General features: G+C 59.3%; 14 protein-coding genes. 1 reads left to right on the forward strand and 13 read right to left on the reverse strand.

Annotated elements, in window-relative coordinates:
- Together ACTWLJ_RS22005 and ACTWLJ_RS22010 are read right to left on the reverse strand one after the other, a co-directional pair.
- Entirely contained in the window at nt 1-2,319 is a 2,319-nt protein-coding gene (locus tag ACTWLJ_RS22005) for an ATP-dependent DNA helicase (protein ID WP_445178426.1), read from the reverse strand.
- Nucleotides 2,316-3,968 carry a VRR-NUC domain-containing protein gene (locus tag ACTWLJ_RS22010; protein WP_445178427.1) on the reverse strand — a complete coding sequence of 551 codons (1,653 nt, stop codon included), beginning with the start codon at nt 3,966-3,968 and terminating at the stop codon, nt 2,316-2,318. Before ACTWLJ_RS22010 ends, ACTWLJ_RS22005 begins: the two co-directional genes overlap by 4 nt.
- Before the next feature lie 205 nt (nt 3,969-4,173).
- Between ACTWLJ_RS22010 and ACTWLJ_RS22015 the strand changes: the two genes are divergently transcribed.
- Nucleotides 4,174-4,398: a YgdI/YgdR family lipoprotein gene (locus tag ACTWLJ_RS22015; protein WP_445178428.1), complete on the forward strand. Its 225-nt coding sequence runs from the start codon at nt 4,174-4,176 to the stop codon at nt 4,396-4,398.
- A gap of 116 nt (nt 4,399-4,514) precedes the next feature.
- Here the strand turns inward: ACTWLJ_RS22015 and ACTWLJ_RS22020 are convergent, their stop codons facing one another.
- From ACTWLJ_RS22020 to ACTWLJ_RS22070, 11 genes are all read right to left on the reverse strand, one after another.
- On the reverse strand, nt 4,515-4,889 hold the full coding sequence (locus ACTWLJ_RS22020; protein ID WP_401208433.1) for a hypothetical protein: 375 nt from the start codon (nt 4,887-4,889) through the stop codon (nt 4,515-4,517).
- Between the two features lie 239 nt (nt 4,890-5,128).
- Nucleotides 5,129-6,982, reverse strand: a complete 1,854-nt coding sequence (locus ACTWLJ_RS22025) for a polyurethane esterase (protein WP_445178429.1) — start codon at nt 6,980-6,982, stop codon at nt 5,129-5,131.
- Nucleotides 6,983-7,208: 226 nt separating this feature from the next.
- Nucleotides 7,209-8,897 carry a polyurethane esterase gene (locus ACTWLJ_RS22030; protein ID WP_445178430.1) on the reverse strand — a complete coding sequence of 563 codons (1,689 nt, stop codon included), beginning with the start codon at nt 8,895-8,897 and terminating at the stop codon, nt 7,209-7,211.
- Nucleotides 8,898-8,920: 23 nt separating this feature from the next.
- Nucleotides 8,921-12,007, reverse strand: coding sequence for an autotransporter domain-containing protein (locus tag ACTWLJ_RS22035; protein ID WP_445178431.1), 3,087 nt, complete (start codon nt 12,005-12,007; stop codon nt 8,921-8,923).
- Nucleotides 12,008-12,233: 226 nt separating this feature from the next.
- Nucleotides 12,234-15,185, reverse strand: a complete 2,952-nt coding sequence (gene eprS, locus ACTWLJ_RS22040; RefSeq protein WP_445178432.1) for an autotransporter serine peptidase EprS — start codon at nt 15,183-15,185, stop codon at nt 12,234-12,236.
- A 196-nt stretch (nt 15,186-15,381) separates the two neighbouring features.
- A complete protein-coding gene (locus ACTWLJ_RS22045; RefSeq protein ID WP_445178433.1) occupies nt 15,382-16,755 on the reverse strand; it encodes a TolC family outer membrane protein in 1,374 nt (457 codons plus the stop codon).
- A 2-nt stretch (nt 16,756-16,757) separates the two neighbouring features.
- The gene (locus ACTWLJ_RS22050; protein ID WP_445178434.1) at nt 16,758-18,107 is read right to left on the reverse strand and encodes an HlyD family type I secretion periplasmic adaptor subunit; all 1,350 of its coding nucleotides are present in this window, start codon (nt 18,105-18,107) and stop codon (nt 16,758-16,760) included.
- Nucleotides 18,104-19,879 (reverse strand): type I secretion system permease/ATPase, encoded by a 1,776-nt coding sequence (locus tag ACTWLJ_RS22055; RefSeq protein ID WP_445178435.1) that lies wholly within the window; start codon nt 19,877-19,879, stop codon nt 18,104-18,106. Before ACTWLJ_RS22055 ends, ACTWLJ_RS22050 begins: the two co-directional genes overlap by 4 nt.
- Before the next feature lie 205 nt (nt 19,880-20,084).
- Entirely contained in the window at nt 20,085-20,507 is a 423-nt protein-coding gene (locus ACTWLJ_RS22060) for an AprI/Inh family metalloprotease inhibitor (RefSeq protein WP_445178436.1), read from the reverse strand.
- A gap of 93 nt (nt 20,508-20,600) precedes the next feature.
- Nucleotides 20,601-22,067 (reverse strand): serralysin family metalloprotease, encoded by a 1,467-nt coding sequence (locus ACTWLJ_RS22065; RefSeq protein ID WP_445178437.1) that lies wholly within the window; start codon nt 22,065-22,067, stop codon nt 20,601-20,603.
- Between the two features lie 448 nt (nt 22,068-22,515).
- Nucleotides 22,516-23,601 (reverse strand): polyamine ABC transporter substrate-binding protein, encoded by a 1,086-nt coding sequence (locus ACTWLJ_RS22070; RefSeq protein ID WP_445178438.1) that lies wholly within the window; start codon nt 23,599-23,601, stop codon nt 22,516-22,518.
- Between the last annotated feature and the right edge of the window lie 23 nt (nt 23,602-23,624).

Here is a 23,624-nt window from a genome sequence, read left to right on the forward strand (position 1 = left end):
TCACCGAACATTGTTATGCGTTGGAGTATGCGTCAATCCAGCCAATTGGGAAGCTGGTAGCTCACTATTGATTGCCCACCAACCCGGTAAAAGTTGCTGAATCCGCTGCTCGGCAAAACGGTCATCGATCAGCATTACCACGCCGCGATCCTCGCGGGTGCGGATTACCCGTCCGGCAGCCTGCACTACTTTCTGCATGCCGGGATACAGATAGGTGTAGTCGTAACCGGCACCAAAAATCGCTGCCATGCGCCGTTTCATTTGTTCGTTGACCGGGTTCAGTTGTGCCAGCCCCAGCGTGGCAATGAATGCGCCGATCAGGCGTGCGCCGGGCAAATCGATCCCCTCACCGAACGCCCCGCCCAGCACGGCAAACCCCACTCCCTTGCTGTGCGCGGTGAACTGGTCGAGAAATTCCTGCCTCTGTGCTTCCGCCATGCCCCGCGACTGCTGCCAGAGGGGAATGTGCGGGTGTCGCTCGGCCAGCAACTGCGAGACCTGTTGCAGGTAATCGAAGCTGCTGAAGAACGCCAGATAGTTGCCCGGGCGTTCGCTGAACTGGCGGGCAATCAGCTCGACAATCGGCTCCAGAGAGGCCTGGCGATGGGTGAATCGGGTCGATATCTGGCTGACGATATGAACCTGCAACTGATCAGCACTGAACGGTGACTCAACGTCGATCCACACGGTGTTTTCCGCTGTACCGAGCAGGTCGGCGTAATAGTTGCGCGGGCTCAGGGTCGCCGAAAACATCACGGTGCTGCGCGCGGCAGTTAGCCGTGGACGGATGAACTGCGCCGGCACCACGTTGCGCAGGCACAGTTGCGACAGCGGCCGTTTGCGATCCAGATCGCGTTTATTGATATCGAACAGATAGTGCTCGTCGAACAGCTCGGCGACCCGGCCAAATTGCAGCATCTCGAAGTAGAAGTTCTGCAATCCGCTGTCGAGCCCTTGCGGATGATCGTTGAGGTAATCACCGATGCTCGCCGTGCACAGAGACAGCGCATGCAAAAGCTTTTCCGGCGCCTTGTCATAGGCCTGATACGGCGCGATCTGGCCGTTATGCAGCGCATTCCATTCGCGGTTGAGCCGTTGCAGCGAACTATTCAGTGGTTGCGGCGCGCTCTTGCGCACGCTGGTCAGCGTCGCCTGATCAAGATTGGCGCTGTACATCTGTCGCCCGCGCTCCACCAGGTTATGCGCCTCGTCGACCAATACAGCGACTTTCCACTGATTGAGCTGGGCCAGACCGAACAGCAGCGCGCTGAAATCGAAGTAATAGTTGTAGTCGGCGACCACCACGTCAGCCCAACGCGCCATTTCCTGGCTGAGGTAATACGGACAGACGTCATGTTGGCGGGCGACTTCACGCATCGCCGCTTGATCGAGCAGGCTGACGTGGCTGGCGGCTTCACGGGCGGCGGGCAGACGATCATAGAAGCCTTGGGCCAACGGGCAGGATTCACCGTGGCAGGCTTTGTCCGGGTGTTCGCAAGCCTTGTCGCGGGCGACCATTTCCAGCACCCGCAAGGGCAGCGTTTCGTTACGGTCGAGCAAAACCTGGGCTGCATCCAGCGCCAGTTTGCGCCCCGGGGTCTTGGCGGTGAGGAAAAACACCTTGTCCAGTTGCTGCGGCGCCATGGCCTTGAGCATCGGGAATATCGTGCCGAGGGTCTTGCCGATCCCGGTGGGCGCCTGCGCCATCAGGCAGCGGCCGGTGCTGACGGCTTTGAACACTGACTCCGCCAGATGCCGTTGGCCGGGACGGAAATCGGCGTGGGGAAAACTCAACTGCTGCGCGGCCTGGTTGCGCGCTTCGCGGTGAGCCATTTCCTGTTCGGCCCATTGCAGAAACAGCTGGCACTGCTGCTCGAAAAACGCCTGTAAAACTTCGGCGTTGAATGCCTCGACGAGACAGGTTTCCTTCTCGCTGACGATATCGAAATACACCAGCGCGACATTGATCTGCTCCAGCCCGAGCTTGCGGCACATCAGCCAGCCGTAGACCTTGGCCTGCGCCCAATGCAACTGGCGGTGATTGGCTGGTTGCTTGCTCAGATCGCCGCGATAGGTCTTGACCTCTTCAAGGCAGTTTTGCGCCGGGTCGTAGCCATCCGCCCTGCCCTTGACCTTCAATTGCAGGAAATCACCTTCGAGCGCCACTTCGCTTTGATAGCTGTCGCTGCGCCGGGAAGCCACGGTGCGGTGGCCGGCGATGCCCTCGAGCGCAGTCGGCGACGGCGTAAAGCGCAAGTCGAGATCACCGGTCTTGGCGGTGAACTCGCACAGCGCCCGCACTGCAACGCTGTAGCTCAAGCCTCTTGCTCCGCCCATTGCACGTAACACACCGCGACCGGCATCTGGTGTTCGTGACAGAACTCCAGCCAGCGCATCTGGTTATCCTGCAAGCGGTCACCGGGACCTTTGACCTCGATCATCCGGTAGGTCTTGTCTTGCGGCCAGAACTGGATCAGGTCCGGCATGCCGGCGCGATTGGCCTTGATATCCAGCAACAAGCGGTTGAACCAGTGTTTGAGATGCTGCGCCGGTAAACAGATCAAGGCTTGTTCCAGCAGTTGCTCATTCAGCGCGCCCCAGAATACGAAGGGAGATTGCACACCCCATTTGGCGAGAAACCGTGCACGAATGGTTTCGGCATAACGGCCATCATCGAGTTCTTCGAGACAGGCCTGGAACAGTTCGGCGCGGCGTTCCATAAAGTCTTCACTGAGCAGATCCACCGGCCCACGCTGGAACGGATTAAAGAACGCCCCCGGCAGCGGCGCGAAAATCGCCGGCCAGCAGAGCAAACCAAACAACGAGTTGATCAGGCTGTTTTCCACGTAATGCACTGGCCCGGTGTCCTGATGCAGGTGCGCCTGCACATGGAGTTCCACCGACAATGCCGGATTAACGCGGGGCAAATGCAGATCGAGCCGCTCCACTTCCCGCGCCTTGGCACGTTTGAGTGGCGGCCCGCCGAGCTTGCGTTGCAGCCGAGGCACGATGCGTTGCAGGCCTTGCTGCTCGGCGGCACTTTCCGGCGCCTGGCTGGCGAGCGTGCCGAGTTCCAGCGCCACGGCGTATTCGCCGCAGCGTTCCAGCACGCGGATCATCCGCAAGCGTGCGCCGGGGTAGGCGCAATCACGGTAAATACTCAGGGCCAGGGCGAACTCGCTGATGCGCTCGCAATACTGCGCGATCTGAAACAACACCTTGCCACGCCGCCGTTGCAGCCACGGGTTGTCGAAATGCAACGCGCTGACCTGCTCGACGATGGGCTCCAGCGGCTCACCAGCCTCGAAACGCAATTGGCAATCGTGCAGGAACAGGCAGGCGTCCACGTCAGCGCGGCTGCGCAGACCTCGGGAATCGGCGCAGAACTCGACTTTTTCGTAGGTAAAGATGCCAAGGTCGGCAAGCACGAATTCCGACCAGTCCTGATACAGGTTGCCGAAGAACATCAGGCGCAGACGGTCGCACAGATTCATGATGGTCAGGCTGAACAACCGGTCGTGCAGCGCCGGGGCCCAGTCGCGCAAGGTGCGTGGATCGGCAAACTGCTCGGCCAGTACGATCAGCCAGTCGTCCTTGCGTCCCTTGGGTTGTGCGATAGATGCGCCGAACGCCTGAAGGATCTCGGCTTTGAGCAATACATCGAACAGTTCCACCATCGCCAGCGATGCATGCTCATCGAGCCAGCCACGATCCAGCAACGGTTGCGCCGCCAGGGCGATGTCGCCGATTTCCGCATAGCTGAGCTTGCCGGCCCGAAAATGCACGCCCTTGCGCATCACCATCCGCACCAACAGCCCCTGCGAAGCCTGAGGCAGCGCTTTGAAGTCGCGGATAAACCCGTGCTCGGTTTCACTCATTACATCGGCGTAACGAAGCTCAAGCCAATCAAGCACTTGCCGGAAGTTGTTGAGGTAATAGAACGGATCGTCGAGGGGATTGGCGGTCACGGGAATTATGGGCCATGGCGAGCGAATACTGGTTATGCGTACAGATAACAGTTCTGCCCCGCCGGACGCAAACGGAAAAGGATCAATGGCAGCGGCCAGCGGTTTTTTTAACCGATTGATCGAACTTTTCTCGATGCGATGGCACCAACCGCGTTAGAAGGCCGACAATAGTCAGCTTGAACGGCATGAGGAATTTGAGGTGGGTATGAAAATCAAGACTCTGGGCTTGCCCCTGGCAGTAGCGGCCCTGTTGGCACTGGGCGGTTGCTCGACCCCGACCGTGGTGACGTTGCAGAACGGCACCCAGTATTTGACCAAGGACATGCCGAAAACCAAGAGCAAGGATGGTTTTTACGAGTTCGAGGATATTTCCGGTGCCACTGTGAAAGTACGGGCTGATGAAGTGGCCACCGTCCGCAAGGAGGACTGAAAACTGCAGGAGCTGCGGCACGCTCGGGCCGCGATCGGACGATCTTTTGACTTTAGGTTTTGAAAAACAAGATCAAAAGATCGCAGCGTGCCGCAGCTCCTACCAGGATTTTGGTGTTATCGCGTTGGGAGTTGACCGGGGATGCTGTTGTCGCAGGTCACGAATTGATCGCCGCGTCGGCGCAGTTCGTCCTGCAGTCGTCGGCAACGTTCAAAGTCCAGCTGCGTCATATGGTCGATACTTGGATTACCGGTCATTTCCAGCGGCGCGCCCTCGCTCAGGCGGACGTTCACCAATGGCTGTTCGGGCTGGATCTGGAAGCGGCTTTTCTCTTCGACGGGTTCAACGATCTCGGACTTTGCCGGTGCAGGCAATTGATCGGTGCTGATGCCGTAGCGGCTGAGAATCGAGCTTTGAGGCAGATCGGCCCAGACATTGGCCGACAACAGCGCCAGTCCCAGAACCCCGATATAGCCTTTGTAACCTTTCACGTTTGAATCTCCTGTACTCAATGGCAGCCTCTACATGACGTATGCGCATGTGTTGGCTTTAGTGCCGATTCCTGTTGGTGCAGGTGTTTGAGTCAGGTAGTGGCCAATGAGTCACTTCATAAACCGAATTGCTTTTAATCGCTAGCAGGCTAGCTCCCACAGGGGATCTTCAGAGCTCATAGATCCCCTGTGGGAGCTAGCCTGCTAGCGATGGCGCCCTTATCGACACCACATCAACATCAGGCGATCACTACGCCATCGCTGCTCAGGCTACTCAGCGACACCCCGACCAGCGTCACCGAATCCCCGCCAAACTTCAGCACCGTATCCTGCCCCACCGACGTGGCATGGGCGCGGAAGTCGTCGTTCGGCAACACGCCCTGCACGCCGAGGAACACCAGTTTGTCGTTGGCCGTGAAGCCGATCACCCGGTCCTGACCAAACGCGCCGTTGAACAGGAACGTATCCGCCCCGCCGCCCGACTCCATCAGGTCATTGCCGGCGCCGCCGACAAACACGTCATTGCCCGCCCCGCCGATCAGGTGATCGTTGCCGTCCAGACCGAACAGCCAGTCACCGCTCGCGTGCGCCTTGAGCGTATCGACGCCGCTGGTGCCTTTGACACTGGACTCGTACTGCGTGAGGTTGTTGCCGACCTTCAAACCGCTGGCCGTCACGCTGTGGGTCACATCGTCCTTGAACAGCCCCCAGAGAAATCCCGGCTTTTTGGTGACGATGCTGCTGATGTCGCGGGTGATGCTGATCCCGCCGTTGGCATCGCGGATGTACAGGTTACCGGCGCCGTCATTGGCAAAATCGAACTTGCTCACCGACTGCTGCAAGTCGAGGGTGTTGTTGCCCGCGCCGCCGAGCAGGATGTTGTAGCCGCCGCTGTCGCGGAAGGTGTCGTTGCCGGCACGACCTTCGAGGTAGTCGTTGCCGCTACCGCCCTGAATCAGATCGTTGCCGTCGCTGCCGATGATGAAGGTGCTGCCCTTGTGGGTTTCGGCATTGCGGTTGAGGTCCTGTACCCAAGTGTTGGCCCGCGCAGGGTCCGAGAGGTTGGCGACGATGATGGTCGAGTCGCGGCTGGTGAGGTCATAGAATTTCGAGTCCAGCACCCGGGTCATGCCATCGCCGTAACCGGTCGGCAGGTGCGAGATCCAGGTCGGGATGTTTACGATCGAGAACGGCAGCAGATTCCACGCGGTCGAGGCGTAGTGATCGTTGAAGCTGACGATGTTGTCGGTGGTCGAGGCATGCGGTGCGTCGTGGACGCCGACCGATGCGCCGGTGAAGGTCGAGCCATCGAGCGCGCGGAACACCGGGTCGTTTTCGTAGCCGACGTTGAGCACTTTGTCGGTGGCGCTTTGAGTTGGCGAGGCGTAGGCGATGTAGTTGGATTCGCTGAAAAAGCCGCCCCACTTGCCGCTACTCAAGTCCGCCATGCTGTTGACTGCCAGTCCGCCGAGGCTGTGGCCGCTGACCAGAATGTCTTTGCCGGTAAGGCCGTTGGCCTTGGCGAAAGCCACCACATCGCTGAGCAGATTGTTGAATGCTTCGCCGACGTAATTCTTCGCGTAGTCCTTGGGTCCGAACGCTGCCAGAAGGTCGTTGATTACGTCGCCGATGGAGTCACCGATAAGAATTTCACGCGGGCCGCTGGTGCCGCGAAAGGCGATGCCCATTTCAGTCAGATGGCCCTGGGCGTCGTACTTGCCGAGGATTTCCACTTGGGCGCTGGTGTAACCGGCCTTTTCGCCGAAGAAGGTTCCGCGAACGTCGGTCTTGCCGTCATAGCCCAGTTGCGCGGCAGTGATCGGCGTCCAGCCCGCCTGTTTTACTGCGTCGAGCGCAAGTTTTTCCGAATCGGGGTTCCACGGAATACCGGGGATTACCCCTTGCGAGTCAGTGCCACCGATCAGTGCGGTGACCAATGTGGCCGGCAGGCCGAGGCCGAAGCCGTTGTGCTGATAACCGGTGGCAAAGCCGTTATCGAGGTTGTGATAGGAATACAGCGTGATGGCCATGGCGTCGCTGAACAGCGCCTTGGAATCTGCTGTGCCGAAGTTCTTGTAGTCATACACACCCATTGCTATTGCCTCTCTCTTTGTTGGAATTGTTCAGAGATAGCTCACAGCCAGGGCGCCCCTCGCGGGACGCCCCGGAGCATTTCAGTACTACTTTTTCATGTGAAAACTGACCTCGTGGCGAGAGGGTTTATCCCCGCTCGGCTGCGCAGCAGTCGCGAACCAGCGGGGCCGCTACGCGACCCAACGGGGATAAATCCCCTCACCACAGAGTTCATTTCTACAGGTTTCAGGCGAAGACGAAGTTGGAGTCCGACAGGTTAGTCACTCCTACCCCTACCAGTGTCACGGCATAGTCGCCAATCTTCAGCACGGTATCGGCGCCGGTCTGCGAAGCGTGTTGCTTGTAGTCGTAGCCCTGCCCCGCGCCTTCGACGCCCATGAACACCAGTTTGTCGTTGCCCTGATAACCATTGATCGCATCGAAACCGAACGCGCCGCTGAACAGGAAGGTGTTGTTGCCACCCACCGCCGTCAGCACGTCATTGCCCGCGCCGCCAACGAAGGTCACATGTCCCTTGTCGCTGATCAGCTTGTCGTCGCCAGCCAGACCGAACAACCAGTCACCGTCAGCGCTGGCGTGCAGCGTGTTGCCGTATGCATCGCCGTTGAGCGAATGGTTGTATTGAGTCAGTTCGCTGCCGTTGGTCAAACCCTTGGCCGACACACCCCAGGTGATTTCCTTGCTGCTCCACCACGACCCCGACTCCTTGCTCACCAGCGCGCCGATGTCACGGGTCATGCTGATGCCGCTGTAGGCGTCGCGCACATACAGCGTGCCGTCGCCGTCGTTGGCGAAGCTGAAATTCTGCAGCGGTTTTTGCAGCTCAAAGGTGTTGTGGCCCTTGCCGCCGAGCAGGATGTTGAAGCCGCCGTCATCACGGAAGCGGTCATCACCGTTGCGGCCTTCGAGGAAGTCGTTGCCCGCCCCGCCCTTGAGCAAGTCATTGCTGTCGGTGCCGATGATGAACGTGGTGCCGGTGTGCGGCTCGCCACTGCGGCCCAGATCCTCGACCCAGGTCTTGCTGCGCGACGACTCTTCCAGATTGGAGACGATGATGGTCGAGTCCTTGCTGGTGAGGTTGTAGAAGCGCGAGTCGATCACCCGGTTCAAGCCATCGGCATAACCCAGCGAGCCATGAGCCGACCAGTTCAGCGGATTGATGATGCTGAACGGCACCAGGTTCTGCGCGGTGGACGCGTAATGGTCGTTGAAGTTGACGATATTGTCGGTGGTCGAATCATGCGGCTTGTCGTGCTTGCCCATCGAACTGCTGCTGAACGTGGTGCCGTCGAGCACGCGGAACACCGGATCGTTCTCGTAGCCGATGTTCAGCACGTTGTTGCCGGTGTTGCTCTGGGTCGGCGAGGCGAACGCAATGTAGTTGGCATCCTTGAAGAAACCACCCCAGTTGCTGCCGCTCAACTCCGCCACGCTGTTGACCCCGAGACCGCCGAGGCTATGGCCGCTGAACAGCACGTCCTTGGCCGCGATACCGTTGGCGATGGCGAACGCCGCAACTGCCTTGAGCAGGTTGTCGAAGGCGTTTTTCGCGTAAGTGCTCGCGTAATCCGATGGCCCGACGGCGGCCAGCAGGTTGTTTTTCATATCGCCGAAGGTGTCGCTGTAACCCAGTCCGCCGGTGCCACGGAAGGCCACGCCGATACCGATCAGCTTGCCCGCCGCGTCGTACTTGCCGAGCACTTCGGCCTCGGCGTTGGTGAAGCCGTCCTTCTCGCCGAAGAACGTGCCTTGCGCACCGACCTTGCCTTGATAACCCAGCGCCTTGGCGTTGACCGGCGCCCAACCGGTGGCTGGCAATGCCTGGCCGGTCGGTGTGTAGGCATATAACGTCAGCGCGATGGCATCGCTGTACAGCGCTTTGCCATCGGCATTTTTATAATCGAACAATCCCATGTCGTACTCTCTCTTCCCTAAAGTCAGAACTGCCAGTCGAGGGTCAGACCCACGCCGTGGTCCTTCTCGTTCGAACCGATCAGTCCGTTGTAATCCAGGTTGACCCGGATATCACGACTCAATGCCAGCCCGGCGCGTACGCCGACTGCCGCGGCATCGCGGTCCATCGACACGCTCTGAACATTGAACGCGCTGTTGCCATTGGCAAACGCCAAGTGACTGTCAGCATCGACACTGCTCAGATTGTGCTGCCAGCCCAGGCTTGCGCCCAGTTCCAGCTGATGCTTGTCCGACAGCGCAAACGAGCGCTTGGCCCGTACGCCCAAGGTAGACAGAACCACATCGCGATTGTCTTCGCCACCCTTGAGTGCCGCCGCATCACCCTTCTCGGTGAAGCTGTCGGTGTTCAGGTGCACATAAGCCAGATTGGCGAACGGTTCCAGGTTCATCGGTTGCAGGCGCAGATCGTAAGCGGCTTCTGTGAACAATTGCGTAGTGCTCGCATCACGCTTGGTTTTCTGTTTGCCGCTGACATCGCCGAACTGCAATTCGCGCTTGGCGTCGATGCGGTGCCAGCTATAGGCGCCGCCAACGCTCAGACGCAGTGCATCGATCTGATGTCCCAGGTAGGCACCCAAGTGGTAGCTGTCGACCGAGGCCGACGAATGCGTGCCGCTGCCCATGTTCAAAGAACTGTCGCTATAACCGGTAACGAAACCCAGACGCGTATCTTCAGCAATCAAGCCATCGACACCGGCCAGCAAGCCACCGATGGAGCTGGTGCTGTCAGCATTTTTGTTGCCGCCATCGCTCTTGCCCCACGAACCCAAGACCTTGACCCAGGCATTGCTGCGGTCGTCGGTTGGTGCGCTGGAGTCGAGCACATCGCGCTCACGCAGACGTTCGCCGACTGCTTCGCGCAGGTAGCGGCTGTCGTTGATCAGCAGCGTGCCGATTGCCGGGTGAATCTCGCCGGACAACTGCTGGAACGCCTGCTGCGCCGAAGCGGCATTTGGCGACAGCAGCAGCGTTTCGAACAACGCATTGCCCGCGCCCAGACGCTCGGCAGCCGCACCGACTGCACGCTGGTTCGGCGTCAGACCGACACTGGCGAACGAAGCGCCGTTGCGACCCACGTCCAGTTGCACGCCACCCGCCGAGTAATCGAGGGTACCGCCGAGGAACGCATAATCCGGCAGCACCTGGCCGAATGTCCCTTGAATGCCACCGGCCGCTTGCAGGATGTTGAACTGAGCGCCGAGCAGGCTTTTCACTTCAGTCGTGGTCAACAGCGTCGGGCTGTTTTCCAGCGACATGGTCACTGTTGCGCCGTCAATGATTGCTTTGCCACCGGCGACAATCTTGTCGCTGCTGGTTGGCGAGACTTCTACCGCGTAGGTCGAACCCGGTTCGAAGGTCACGTCGCCGGCCACGTTCATGGTGCCGATGGAGTTGCCCGGCGCCACGGTACCGCCGCTTTTGACCGACAGTGCGCCGATATGGCCATTACCGCCGAGGATGCCGCTGTCATTCACGGTCACCGCCGAGGCCAGCGAACCGTTGATTGCCAGGCGTCCCTGATTGACCAGCGTCGGGCCGCTGTAGGTGTTGGCGCCGGTCATCACCAGCGTACCGAGACCTTGCTTGGTCAGGCCGCCGTGACCGGAAATGTCGTTGCGCCAGGTATCGAGACCGCAAGTAATGTCGTTACACACGCGCTCGGTGGATTTGCCCTTGTCGATAATTGCGCCGATCCCCGGCAGATCCGCTACGAACTGCCCTGAACCATAGGCGCCGGCAATGCGGAATTCCTCTGGAATATCCTTCTCGGTGACCAACATGGCCGGGCCATCGATGCCTTTGCGCAGGTTGATCATGCCCCAGCCGAACAAGGCGTCGACGCCCGGTGCGCCAAGGTCGGTGGCCGTGGTACGCAACACGCTGGCGACTTGATCGCCGGTCATGTATGGGAAGCGCTCCATCAGCACTGCAATCGAACCGGCCACGTGCGGCGCGGCCATCGAGGTGCCGTTGTAGTTGGCGTAACCGGTGCTGAGGTTATCGGCGTTGGTGCCGCTGATGATCGCGCTGTAGATTTTCGTTCCCGGTGCCGACACGCAGAAACTCGCGGTGTAGCCGCAGCGTGAGGAGAAGGTACTCATGGTGTACGGATCGGCGCTGGTCAGATCCGGATTCTTCTGCAATGCGGCAACGGTGATCCAGTTCGGCGCGATTTCCGGGACGAAATAGCCGAGGCCGGCGATAGCGTCCGGGTTGTTCAGGTTGTAGTCGTTACCGGCAGCAAAAATCGTCACGATGCCACTGCGTGCGGCGGCAATCGCGCCGTCATACGCGCCACCGGGTTTGGTGCCGAGCAGCGTGCGGATTTCGTTGAACTGCAATTGCGCGTCGTTGACGGTGAAGTGTGGATACGCCGGGTTGCGACCGCCGAGGTCGAAACGGTCAGTGATACCGATGCCCCAACTGTTGTTGATGATCCGCGCACCGCTGGCGATCAGCGCATCCCAACCGGCCTTGTACACCGCGCCGTCGTTGCCGCGGATAATGCCGTCTTCCGGGCCCGGGTCACCGTTGTCAGCGCTGTAGATCTGCGCGCCGAACGCGACACCGTGCATCGGTCCGCCGTCGCGGCTACCGGCCGCGATGCCACCGACGTGGGTGCCGTGGGCACCGAGTTTGCCGTCGGAACCGATCGAGGGCGAACCGTCATAACGGAACGCGTCCCCGGCTTTCACCGGGATGTACGGGTCGGTGTATTCGCGGATACCGCTGGTGACCAGAGTGATGACTTTGTTGCTGCCGGAAAACTCCGGATGCGGGGCGTAAACCGGCTGATCGAAGATCCCCAGTTTCACGCCTTTGCCGCTGTAGCCAGCGGCGTAGGCATAATCGGCGCCAATCGCGCCCAGCCCCCAATCGGCCTGAAATTCCTTGCTGCGCCAACTGGCGGGATCGCCCGTACGACCGTTTTCCACATAGGGTGCGGCGTGCGCCGAGCCCCAGGAAGTCAACGCGCACAGGACCGCGCAGTGCAGGGTTTTCAAGGCAAAACGGCCACCCGTTTGCGCGGGGGTATTGTTGTTATTCATCCAGCGACCTTCCTTAGTGATGTTGCGAAAAAATCCGTTTCAAAAAATTGGCTGTAGCCCCTGTGGCGAGGGGATTTATCCCCGTTGGGTCGCGAAGCGCCCCCTGCATTCCTCCAACTGAACCGAGCTGTATGCATTGCGACTGCTGCGCAGCCGAACGGGGATAAATCCCCTCACCACAGGAAAGTGATCAGCCACAAAAATGTGCTGGAGCCATTGAGAAGACTCAGAACTGCCAGTTCAGGCTCAGCCCCACGCCATGGCTCTTCTCGCGACTAGCCAACTGCCCGCTGTAATCGAGGTTGACCCGAACATCGCGCGTCAATGCCAGACTCGTCTGCACCCCGACCAGCGCGGCATCGCGCACCAATGCCGAGCTTTCAACCGAATACGGCGTGCTGCCGCTGGCAAAACGCAAATGCTGTTCCGATTCGATGTCGCTCAGGCTGTGCTGCCAGCCGAGATGGCCGCTCAAGTCCAGTTGCTGTTGCGCCGACAGATTGATCGTCTTGATCGCCCGAAGGCCGAGGGTGCTGAGCACCGCGTCGCGTTGATCGCCGCTACTTTTCAGCGCCGCTGCGTCACCTTTCTCGGTGAAACCATCAGTGTCGAGATGCACGTAGGCCAGGTTGGCGAAAGGTTCCAGCTCCACCGGTTGCAGCTTCAGTCGATACGCCGCTTCACCGAACACTTGAGTCGTCGCGGCATCAACCTTGGCCTTCTGTTTGGCGCTGACGTCGCCGTATTGCAGATCGCGCTTCACATCAGCGCGATGCCAGCTGTAAGCCGCGCCTGTGCTCAAACGCCATGCGCCGATGTCGTGACCGGCGTAAGCGCCGAGGTGATAGCTGTCGACCTTGGCCGATGAATGCGTGCCCGAGCCCATGCTCAATGAACTGTCGCTGTAACCGGTGACCAGACCGATACGCGTCTGCTCGTCCAGCGCGCCATCGACACCCGCCAGCAAGCCGCCAATCGAGGTGCTGTAACCCGCAGTGTCATGACTCGAATCGGTGGTACCCCAAGCGCCGAGTGCCTTGATCCAGCCATTGTTTTGCTTCGCTGAAGCATCGTGCAGACGCTCGCCGACCGCGTCGCGCAATTGGCGGCTGTCGTTGATCAATACCGAACCAAGCGCCGGGTAGATTTCCCCGCTCAGTTGCTGGAACGCCTGTTGCGCCGAGGCTGCCGATTCCGACAGCAGCAGGCTTTCGTACACCGAATTGCCTGCGCCCAAGTCTTCAACCGCTGCACCCACTGATCGCTGGTTCGGGGTCTGGCCGACGCTGGCGAACGCTGTGGCATTGCGTTCAATGTTGAGCTGAATGCCGTTGCCGGCGTAATCGAGGCTGCCGCCGATGAACAAGTAATTCGGCACCACGGCGCCGAACTGACCTTGAACGCCGCCCGCCGCTTGCAGGATGTCGTACTGATACCCGAGCAGACTTTTTGCCTCGGTGGCGCTGAGCAGTGTCGGGCTGTTTTCCAGTGACAGACTGACCGTTGCGCCACTGACCGTAGCAGTACCGCCGGCAACGATTCGGTCGCTGCTGGTGGGCGACAACTCCACGGCATAGGTCGAACCCGGGGCGAATGTCACGTCGCCGGCGACGTTCAAAGTGCCAATCGAATTGCCCGGCGCCACGCGACCGCCACTGTTGGCGGTCAGGGAGGCGACTCGCCCGGAGCCGCCGAGGGTGCCGCTGTCATTCACGGTAACCGCTGAAGTCAGCGAGCCGTTGACGCTGAGCAAGCCGCCATTGACCGTGGTCGCGCCACGGAAAGTGTTGTCGCCGGTCAGGATCAGGCGCCCTGCTCCGGACTTGATCAGGCTGCCCTGATAAACCCGATTTGCCGCAGCAGCATCGCGAGCCATGCCCACTGCGTAATCGGTCTGATCCTGTTGGCTGGCACCACTCGGCACGCCGCTCTGCCAGCCTTTGTCTTGCAGGGTCTGCTGCCAGGCGCTGTGTTCGGCGAGGTCTTCGCTCTGGCGCTGGATCAACGCCTTGTCGGAGATCGCATTGCTCCAGACATCACTCTGCCCGGCCGCCAGATTCGCATCGAAAGCACCCAGCAATTGCCCCGGTCCGCGCATCGCCCGGTTCAGGTTGGCCACGCCCCAGCCGACTCGCTCGGTCGGCGCATCGGTGACCGAACCGTCGAGTTGCGTGGCGGTGGTCAGCAGCACTTCGAGTGCCTGCTGATTGTTCATGTAGGGATAGCGTTCCATCACCAGTGCCAGCGCGCCCGTCGCATGTGGCGCGGACATCGAGGTGCCGGACTTGATCGCATAACCGCCACCGGGAATGGTGCTGTCGATCTTCGCCCCCGGTGTGGTGATGCACCAGTATTTGGCGAGGCCGCACTGGTTGTATTTCTGCTGATTGCTTTGATCCAGCCCCGACACTGCGAGCCAGTGGCCTTCGAGGTCTGGCTGAAAGTACGGCAGCGCCGAGCGCACGCTGGCATTCGGGTAACCGCTGTTGCCGGCGCTGAACACGTTGATCACCCCGCGACGTGAGACGTCGGCGGCGGCATCGATCCACGTGCCTTTGTTCCAGTGCTGGGCGTAGGCGGCGTGCAGATCAGCCATTGTGCGATAGCTGACATCCGGTGGCTGACTGCCCCAACTGTTGTTGATCGCGCGCACGCCGGCATCGGCCAGAGAGTCGTAGACCGCTTTGAAATAGCGTGGATCGGGATTGGGTCCGAACAGGAAACTGTCGTTGTTGTTGGTGTTGCCGACGTAGATTTGCGCGTTGTAGGCAACGCCATGAGTACCGGTGCCATCGCGGCTGGCGCCCATGGTGCCAACGACGTGGGTGCCGTGGGAGTCATTGTTCGGATTGAGGGTACCATCGACGTTGAACAGCGAGCCGTCGACGTAGCTGCCGCTGGCCGTGACCGGGTGGTAACGCGCGGAGGCGAATTCCGGGTGGCTGGCATCGAAGCCTGAGTCCAGCGCGCCGATTTTCACGCCTTTGCCGGTGATACCGGCGGCGTACGCTTGGTCGGCCTGCATCCGCTCAAGTCCCCAATCGCGCAGGAATTCGGCGCTGCGCCAACTGGCCGGATCACCGGGTTTGCCTGACTCCAGGTATTGCGCCTGAGCCTGCGCAATAGAAACTGCGAGCAAAAGGGTACCGACCGCTGCCGGCTTGATGCGTACGTCCATGTTTACCACTCACTTTTCTTATGTTTTTAGAGTTGTTTGCCAAGGGAAACACCGCTTCCCTGTGGCGAGGGGATTTATCCCCGTTCGACTGCGCAGCAGTCGCTATCCCAGCCGAATCGTTCTGCCTGAATAGCTACAGGGCCGCTTCGCGGCCCAACGGGGATAAATCCCCTCGCCACAGGTCAGTACAAAACCATCAACGCGGATTGCTTTTGGGTCCTTGGCCGAACGCCTCATCCACCCGAGCCAGATCCTGCTCGCTCAAAGTGCCCGCGTAGTAATGCAACTTGGTCCACGCCATCAAATAGTCGTAACGCGCCTGGGCCAGATCGCGGCGGGTGGTAAACAGTTGTTGTTCGGCGTTCAGCGCGTCCAGATTGGTCCGCTCACCACCGAGAATGCTTTGCTTGGTCGAAACCACCAGCGCTTCAGCCGAACTGAGTGCCTTCTGGTACGCACGCAACTTGTTGACCCCGGACAGACAGGCGCTGAACTGGCGTCGCAATTCGATCAGCGTCTCGCGGGTCTTGCCGTCCAGTTCGTACTCGGCCTGCTCCATGGTGCGGCTGGCCTGACGCGTCGATGCCGACACGCCGCCACCGGCATACAGCGGCACGTTCACTTCAAAACCGATGGTGTTGGTTTCGTAGCGCTGGTTGTAGGTGTTACCGCTTTCCGATTCGTTCTGACGCATCGAGGCGTAGGCGCTGACTTTCGGCAAGTGCCCGGCGCGATTGCGCTCCACTTCATAACGCGCGACTTCCACCGCTTGACGCTGAGACGCCAGGTTCGGGTTGTTGCTGATCGCCAGTTCATGCCAGGTGTCGTAGTTTGCCGGCATCAGCGCGAACGTCTGGAAGTTCTGATCCAGCGGCGCGAGGTCGCTGATGTCTACGGCCGGCACGCCGACCAGCGCACCGAGTTCACGTAACGCGGCGTCCTGTTCATTGCGCGCCTCGATCTCTTCCGCCGTCGCCAGTTCATAGCGCGATTCAGCTTCAAGAATGTCGGTGCGCGTGCCCTCGCCCTGCTTGAACATGTGCTCGTTCTGCTGGAACTGTTGCTCGTAGGCCTTTTTCTTCGCCTGGGCGATGTCGATCTGATCCTGAGCAAACAGTGCCTTGGTGTAGTTGTCGAGCACCCGCACCAACAGTTCCTGACTCTTGCCGCGAAAGTTTTCGTCGGCGAACAGCGACTGCGCCACGCCTTTGCGATACGCAGCGTAGGCTTCGTAGTCGAGCAACGGCTGTTGCAGGGTCAAGGTCGAGCCATAGCTGTTGTAGCTGCGGTCATCGGTTTTATTGCGAGCCCGCTCGTCCAGCGAAGTGGCCTTCGAGGTGTTGTGGCCCTTGTTGTAGTTGTACCCAAGCCGAGGCAGCAACCCGGCGCGGCCAATGGCACGATTCTCAAGTCCCGCGTCACGCTCCTTGATCGCACCGAGGAACACCGGATCATTGCGCAACGCCTGTTCGTAGATATCGAACGGCCCCATGGCCGCCCATGCACTGTTGCCCGCGAGCAGCGCAAGCGCCGCCCCCAGCATCGAAAGCTTATTCATACAACCGAACATCCTTATTCTTCGTTCAACGCAGAGTTGGTCCGGTCGAGCAGCGGTTTGAACAGATAGTTGAGGAGCGAGCGCTCACCCGTGCGCACAAACATTTCTGCCGGCATACCGGGTTTGATCACCAGTCCGTTGAGTTTTTCCATGGCCTGGTCGCTGACGCTGCTGCGCAATACGTAGTACGGCACGCCGGTTTTCTCGTCGACCATCTGGTCGGCGGAAATCAGGCTGACTTCGCCCGGTACACGCGGGGTTTTGCTCTGGTTGAACGCGGTAAACAGGATTTCTACCGGCAAGTGCGAGCCGACCTTGTCGATCAGGTTGATCGGCAAATGCCCTTCAACTTCCAGGGTGGTTCCTTGCGGGACGATTTCCAGCAGGGTTTCGCCCTGACGCACCACGGCGCCTTCGGTATGTACGCCGAGATTGACTGCCACGCCATCGGCCGTCGCGAGGATCTCGCTGTGCTGCAAATCGAAACCGGCCGAGGTCAGTTGTTCGGAGAGCGTGACGCTTTTCAGCTGCGCGTCGGCCAGTTGGGTGCGGACTTCCTTCTGGTATTCCTCGCCGTGCTGTTGCAGCTTCAGGCGCGATTCGAGGATGCCCTGCTCGACACGGCCACTTTCACCGGTGTTTTCTGCCAGTTGCTGCTGCACTTGCGACAGCTGACGCTGATATTCCATCAAGCGGTTGCGCGGAATGTAGCCGTTGTCCGCCAGCGGTTGCAGGTTGCTCAACTGCTGCTGCAGAGAGTCTGCCTGGGCATTCATGTCGGTACGTGCCCGACGCATGCCGGCCAGTTGCGAGGTGGCGCCTTCGATACTGGCGCGCAACCCGGCCTGCTCACGATAAAACGCTTCACGGCGGCTGCTGAACAACTGTCGCTGACCTTCAAGCACCATCGCCAGACGCGGGTCGGGGTCGTTGCTCAGCTCCGCAGGAAAGGTCACTTGTTTGAGATTGTCGCGCTCGGCCTGCCAGCGTGCGAGGCTGGCCCAGGCCATGCGGTACTGGGCTTGCAGCGATTGCACATCGGCGGCGACCTGAGTCTGGTCGAGGCGGAACAGCGGCTGGCCCTGCTTCACGATTTCTCCTTCGCGCACCAGAATCCGGCTGACCACGCCGCTGCTCATCGATTGCACGGCTTTGCGCTTGCCCGACACCACCACCGTGCCTTGCACCGGAATCCCTTGATCGAGCGGCGCCAATGCCGCCCAGGTGAAGAAACTGCCGGCGCCGACAATTGCCAGAATCCAGCCCATACGCGCGAAGAATTTCGCATCGCGCTCAGGGCGCTCGGCGACGTAAGCGTGCTCCATACTTGCTTCGTTTTCAGTGTTCATGCTCGCGCTGCTCATACACCCGAATTCCTTGTCGTGGGCTGATACTGCCGGCTCATGCTGAGCCCGCCCGGTGCTTGCGCAGGTTTTTCCCGTTGTTGTTCCTGGGCGCCTGAGAGTGCCTTGAGCACGTCATGGCTTGGGCCGAAGGCCTGCAAACGACCATCGTTGAGCACCAGCAATTTGTCGGCCTGGGCCAACACCGAAGAACGATGCGTGACCAAAATCACCGTGGTGCCCTGCGCCTTCAATTGCACGATGGCGCTGGACAGTGCGGCTTCGCCGACGGTGTCGAGGTTGGAGTTCGGTTCGTCCAGAACCACCACGCTCGGGTTGCCGTAAAGGGCTCGCGCCAGGGCAACACGTTGCTTTTGGCCGCCGGACAGACCGCTGCCGTCCTCGCCCAGTTGAGTGTCGTAGCCTTGCGGCATGCGCAGAATCATTTCGTGCACGCCAGCCTGCTGCGCGGCAGCGACAATCTTTTGTGGATCGGGATCACTGAAACGCGAGATGTTCTCGGCGATGCTGCCGCTGAACAGTTCGATGTCTTGCGGCAGGTAACCGATATAAGGGCCGAGATCGTCGCGGTTCCAGCGATGAATATCGGCGCCGTCCAGACGCACAGTGCCGCCGAGGGTTGGCCACACGCCGACCAACACCCGCGCCAGGGTCGATTTGCCGGAACCGGAAGCGCCGAGCACACCCATCACTTCACCGGCACCCAGATTGAAATTGACCATGTGCAACGTCGCGGCGCGCTGGCCCGGAGGCCCGGCACTCACCTGTTCAAAGGTGATCTGGCCTTTCGGCGGAGGCAACGCCATGGCTTCATCGCTTGGCGGATAGGCTTGCAGCAACGCATCGAGACGACGGTACGCAAGTTTCGCCCCGCTCCACTGCTTCCAAACCGCAATCAATTGATCGATAGGGCTGAGCACGCGTCCCATCAGAATCGAACCGGCAATCATCATCCCGGCAGTCATGTCGCCTTTGATCACCAGCAGCGCACCAAGCCCCAGCACCAGCGATTGCAGGCACAGACGCAGGGTTTTACTGACCGAGCTGATTACTGCACCGGTATCACTGGCCTGGTTTTGCAGGCCAAGAAAACGCGAGTGCACGCCAAACCAGCGTTTGCGCAGTGCACCGAGCATTCCCATCGCCTGAATGGTTTCGGCGTTATGCAGATGGCTGGTGGCCAACTGGCTGGACTTTTGCGAGTAGCCGGCGGCTTCACCCAGCGGCTTCTTGGTCATGTATTCATTGAGGCACGCCAACGCGATCAGCAGTAGCGCACCCGCCGTGGCGAGCACGCCGAGCCAGACGTTGAACAGGTAAATCACAAACAGGTAGACCGGGAACCACGGCGCATCGAAAAACGCGAACAGCGCGGGACCGGTGACGAATTGACGAATGTGGGTCAGATCGCCCAGCGATTGCCCGGCGTTGCCCTCGCCCTTGAACAGGTTGCGCTCGAATGCAGCCTGATAAACGCGCAGATTGAAGCGGCGCTCCAACTGGCTGCCGATGCGGATCACGATAAAGCTGCGCACCACTTCCAGCATGCCAATGAAGACGAAGAACCCGACCACCATCAGCGACAGCATCGCCAGAGTGGTTTCGTTCTGTGAAGACAGCACTCGGTCATAGACCTGCAGCATATAAATCGACGGCACCAGCATCAGCACGTTTATCAGTGCGGTAAAGCATCCGACGCTGATCAGAATGCTTTTATAGTCACCCAGTGCCTTGAATAAGGGAGCGGTGGCTGGGGCCTGCGCCATCTTCATTGGTTATTCCCTGAAAGATATTCCCGCCACTCTTTGGCGAGGCTTCATTAATTATCCACGCGACGCCTGGACATACATTGCAACTACCCGCTTACACTTTAATAACAACTTTCAGCCATCAGTACAGCCGACATGCACCGAAGCGCTGCTTATGACCACGGCGCGATTCTTTATATACGGTCTGTTACGGCATATCGAGTTTGGGCTATGGCGTAACTCGCTCAAGCTTGATGTTCAACCCCGACTTCAAATTCGCCAGATATAACCCGTCACGTTGTCGACTGAAGAACTGGATTCTTGAACCTTCCTTGCCGGTGATCGAGATCCCGTCCGGATCGGGAAACCAGCCGATCGGCGCTTCTTCCAGCCAGGCGCCCAGGCAATCGCTGCCCTCGCCCAGAGTCTGATTGGACTTCAGCTCAATGGTGCAGGTATTCGATGGCTTGTCTTGCAGTGCCTGAGTTTCGGGCGCTTCATTGCGAACGTTCAGCGTTGCCAGCCAGCGCCCGGCAAATACCGAGGGTTCTTCGAGTCTGAGGCTGCTTGCCATGGTTGTCTCTCCAGAAATCATCATCAGCGCCGCCATCAGCCACGCCGTCGTTGTGCAGGTAAAAGCGCTTCGGATCATAGGAAATTTCGCTCCGGCCCGTAGCCTTGTTTACAGGACATTCCGCTGCAAGCAAAGAAAGCGGCGCATGACGCGCCGCTTTCCTGTGTTACATCAAGCTACGATATCGCTGGTCGCTGCCTGGCCAACGGTGCTGACCTGGAAGTCCGCAACGCCGTGCCCGGAGAAATCCACCGACAGCAGGCTGTTACCGCCCGACGAGGTCAGAACCGCATCGCCCGCAGCGCCGGTGAAGGAGCTGACGAAGTGCAGGCCTGCGCCATTGGTGATACCGGTCAGGTCGATTTTGTCCAGACCGCTGACAAAGTCGAGAATCTGATCGATCGCACCCGGTTTGGAGTCGGAACTGGCCGCGAACACAAAAGTGTCCGAACCTGCGCCGCCCCACAGTTTGTCCGCACCGCCAGCCCCGTAGAGGATGTCGTTGCCGGCACCGCCCTTCAGTTCGTTGGACACCGAGTTGCCGATCAGCAGGTCGTTACCCGAACCGCCGATGGCGTTCTCGATGATTGCGCCCTTGGCGATGGAAATGTTACCCACCAGGCCGCCAACGTCGGAGAACGAGGCTTCATTGAGGTTGATCTTCTGGTTCTGAGTGAAACCCGAAAAATCCAGAGTGTCCTTGCCGCTCGCATCCCAAACCGAGAACACCAGCTTGTCGCTCGACGACGAGGCGCTGAGGAAATCGCGACCGGCGTTGGAGTTGAAGCCGTAGGTGGTGTCACCGGTACGGGTGGTGGTGTTGGCACCGTAAAGTTTCTGGATTGCAGCGATATCGTCCATCAACGGGCCGGACGAGTAGGCTTCGACGCCACCCTTGCTGAAGTTCTGGCTGGTATTGCTTTCGCTCCAGTAACTCATGACGCTGTAGCCGCGGGTGTCTTGCCCGTAGGTTGCGTCGTTGTAAGTCGGATTCCCGTTACCGGCGTTATAGTCGCCAGGGTGCGCGAGGCCCAGGGTATGGCCGATTTCGTGAGTCAGCGTCTGACGACCGTAGTTGTTCAGATCAGGCGTCTTGTTCGGCGTATAGCTACTGTTGGTCAGGTACCACGAGGTGCCGTCATAGCCGGCGCCAGTGCCTGGCAGGTAAGCGAACGCTGCCGCACCATCCTGACCGCCGCTGTAGTTACCGAAAGTCATATGACCGTCACCGCCGGTGGCTTTCTCGGTAAAGGTGACGTTGGCGACATCGGCCCAGGATTGCATGGCGAGCTTGGCCTGGGCTTGCTGTTGGGTATTGAACTGACTGAACCCGGTGATCCCGTGCTTGTTCATCGTGCTGGACGATGCCGAAGTCAGGAACGTGTAAGTGAGTTCGATCTTGCCGCTGCCATCCTTGTCCTGGTAGGCAGCGCCGTCGCGTAGCAGCTGGGTAGCGGCCTGGTCGACGGAAAAGGAGGGTTTGCCATTGACCGTGAGGTTGCCGCCACGATCATATTGATGGCTGAAGCTATTGATCTGGTTATACGCCGTGCTGGCTGCGGCCAGTGGTTGTGGCGCTGCGAACAGCTGGAAAGCCTGCTCGGCGGTATCAATAGCATTAGCTTTTACTTTCGACATAAACACACTTCCTTGTTTAGCAATGGAACAGTTTTTGTCCGATAGCGACAATCTCTGGCGAGATCGTCCTATCACTCGCCCAATGAAGGCATCAGAAACCTGACACAATTTGAAATGAGACGTCTAGCGTTTTTTTGAGATCCAATTGCGCTGTTCCGGCAAGTGCCCGTAAACAATGCCCGTGCAGTCGAAAGAAGTTTGTAAGTTAGGTCAAATCGCCTAATTGTCTGACGATTTCTTATTTAAATATTAAATATCGGTAAGTTGTATTTTGTCGGGTGCGTCTCACTTTTCTGCACTTTATTAGTGCGATGCCAGTGTATTGATATCAAGGTTTTAAGCGCATAAAAGCAGGAGCTGCCGAAGACTGCGATCTTTTGATTTTGCTTTCAAACAAGATCAAAAGATCGCAGCCTTCGGCAGTTCCTACAGGGGGTTTGGGGCTTGATTAGCTACCGGTACGGATCTTGTTCCAGACGCGGGTGCGAATCCGGTCGATGTTCAGCGGCATCGCTTCCAGTGCGAACAGCTTGCCCATCATTTCCGGGCTCGGGTAGACCTTGGTGTCGTTCTTGATTTCCGGGTCGATCAGGCTGTCGGCCTGCTCGTTGCCATTGGCGTAATGCACCGAGTTACTGATGTCGGCCATCACATCCGGGCGCAGCAAGTAGTTCATGAACGCGTAACCGGCCTTCTCGTCCGGGGCATCGGCGGGCATGGCGACCATGTCGAACCAGATCGCTGCACCCTCCTTTGGAATCGCGTAGCCGATTTCGATGCCATTCTTGGCTTCTTTGGCGCGGCTTTCGGCTTGCAGGATGTCGCCGGAGAACCCGACCGCCACGCAGATATCACCGTTGGCCAGATCGCTGGTGTACTTCGAGGAATGGAAGTAGCTGACGTAAGGGCGAACCTTCATCAGCAAGGCTTCGGCCTTCTTGTAATCCTCGGGATTCTTGCTGTGGTGTGGCAGCCCCAAGTAGTTGAGCGCCGCTGGCAGCAGCTCCGGGCCGTTATCAAGGATCGCCACGCCGCACTTCTGCAGCTTTGCCATGTACTCAGGCTTGAAGATCAGGTCCCAGGAATCCACCGGCGCGTCATCGCCCAGCACTTCTTTGATCTTCGCCACGTTGTAGCCAATACCGGTGCTGCCCCACAGGTACGGGAAACCGTGCTCGTTACCCGGATCGTTGGTCTGCAAGGCCTTGAGCAATACCGGGTTGAGGTTTTTCCAGTTGGGTAACTGGCTCTTGTCGAGTTTCTTCAACGCCCCGCCCTGAATCTGCCGCGCCATGAAGTGGTTGGACGGAAACACCACGTCGTAACCGGAGTTGCCGGTCATCAACTTGCCATCGAGGGTTTCGTTGCTGTCGTACACGTCGTAGGTGACGCCGATGCCGGTTTCTTTCTGAAAATTCTTGGTGGTATCCGGCGCAATGTAGCTGGACCAGTTGTAAACCTTGACCGTTTCGGCGGCGTGGCTGATCGAGGCGACCAGCAGCAGCGGCGCCAAAGTGAGTACTTTCTGGATCATGGGTCGATTCCTGTAATGGCTAT

The organism is Pseudomonas sp. McL0111 (assembly GCF_052567255.1).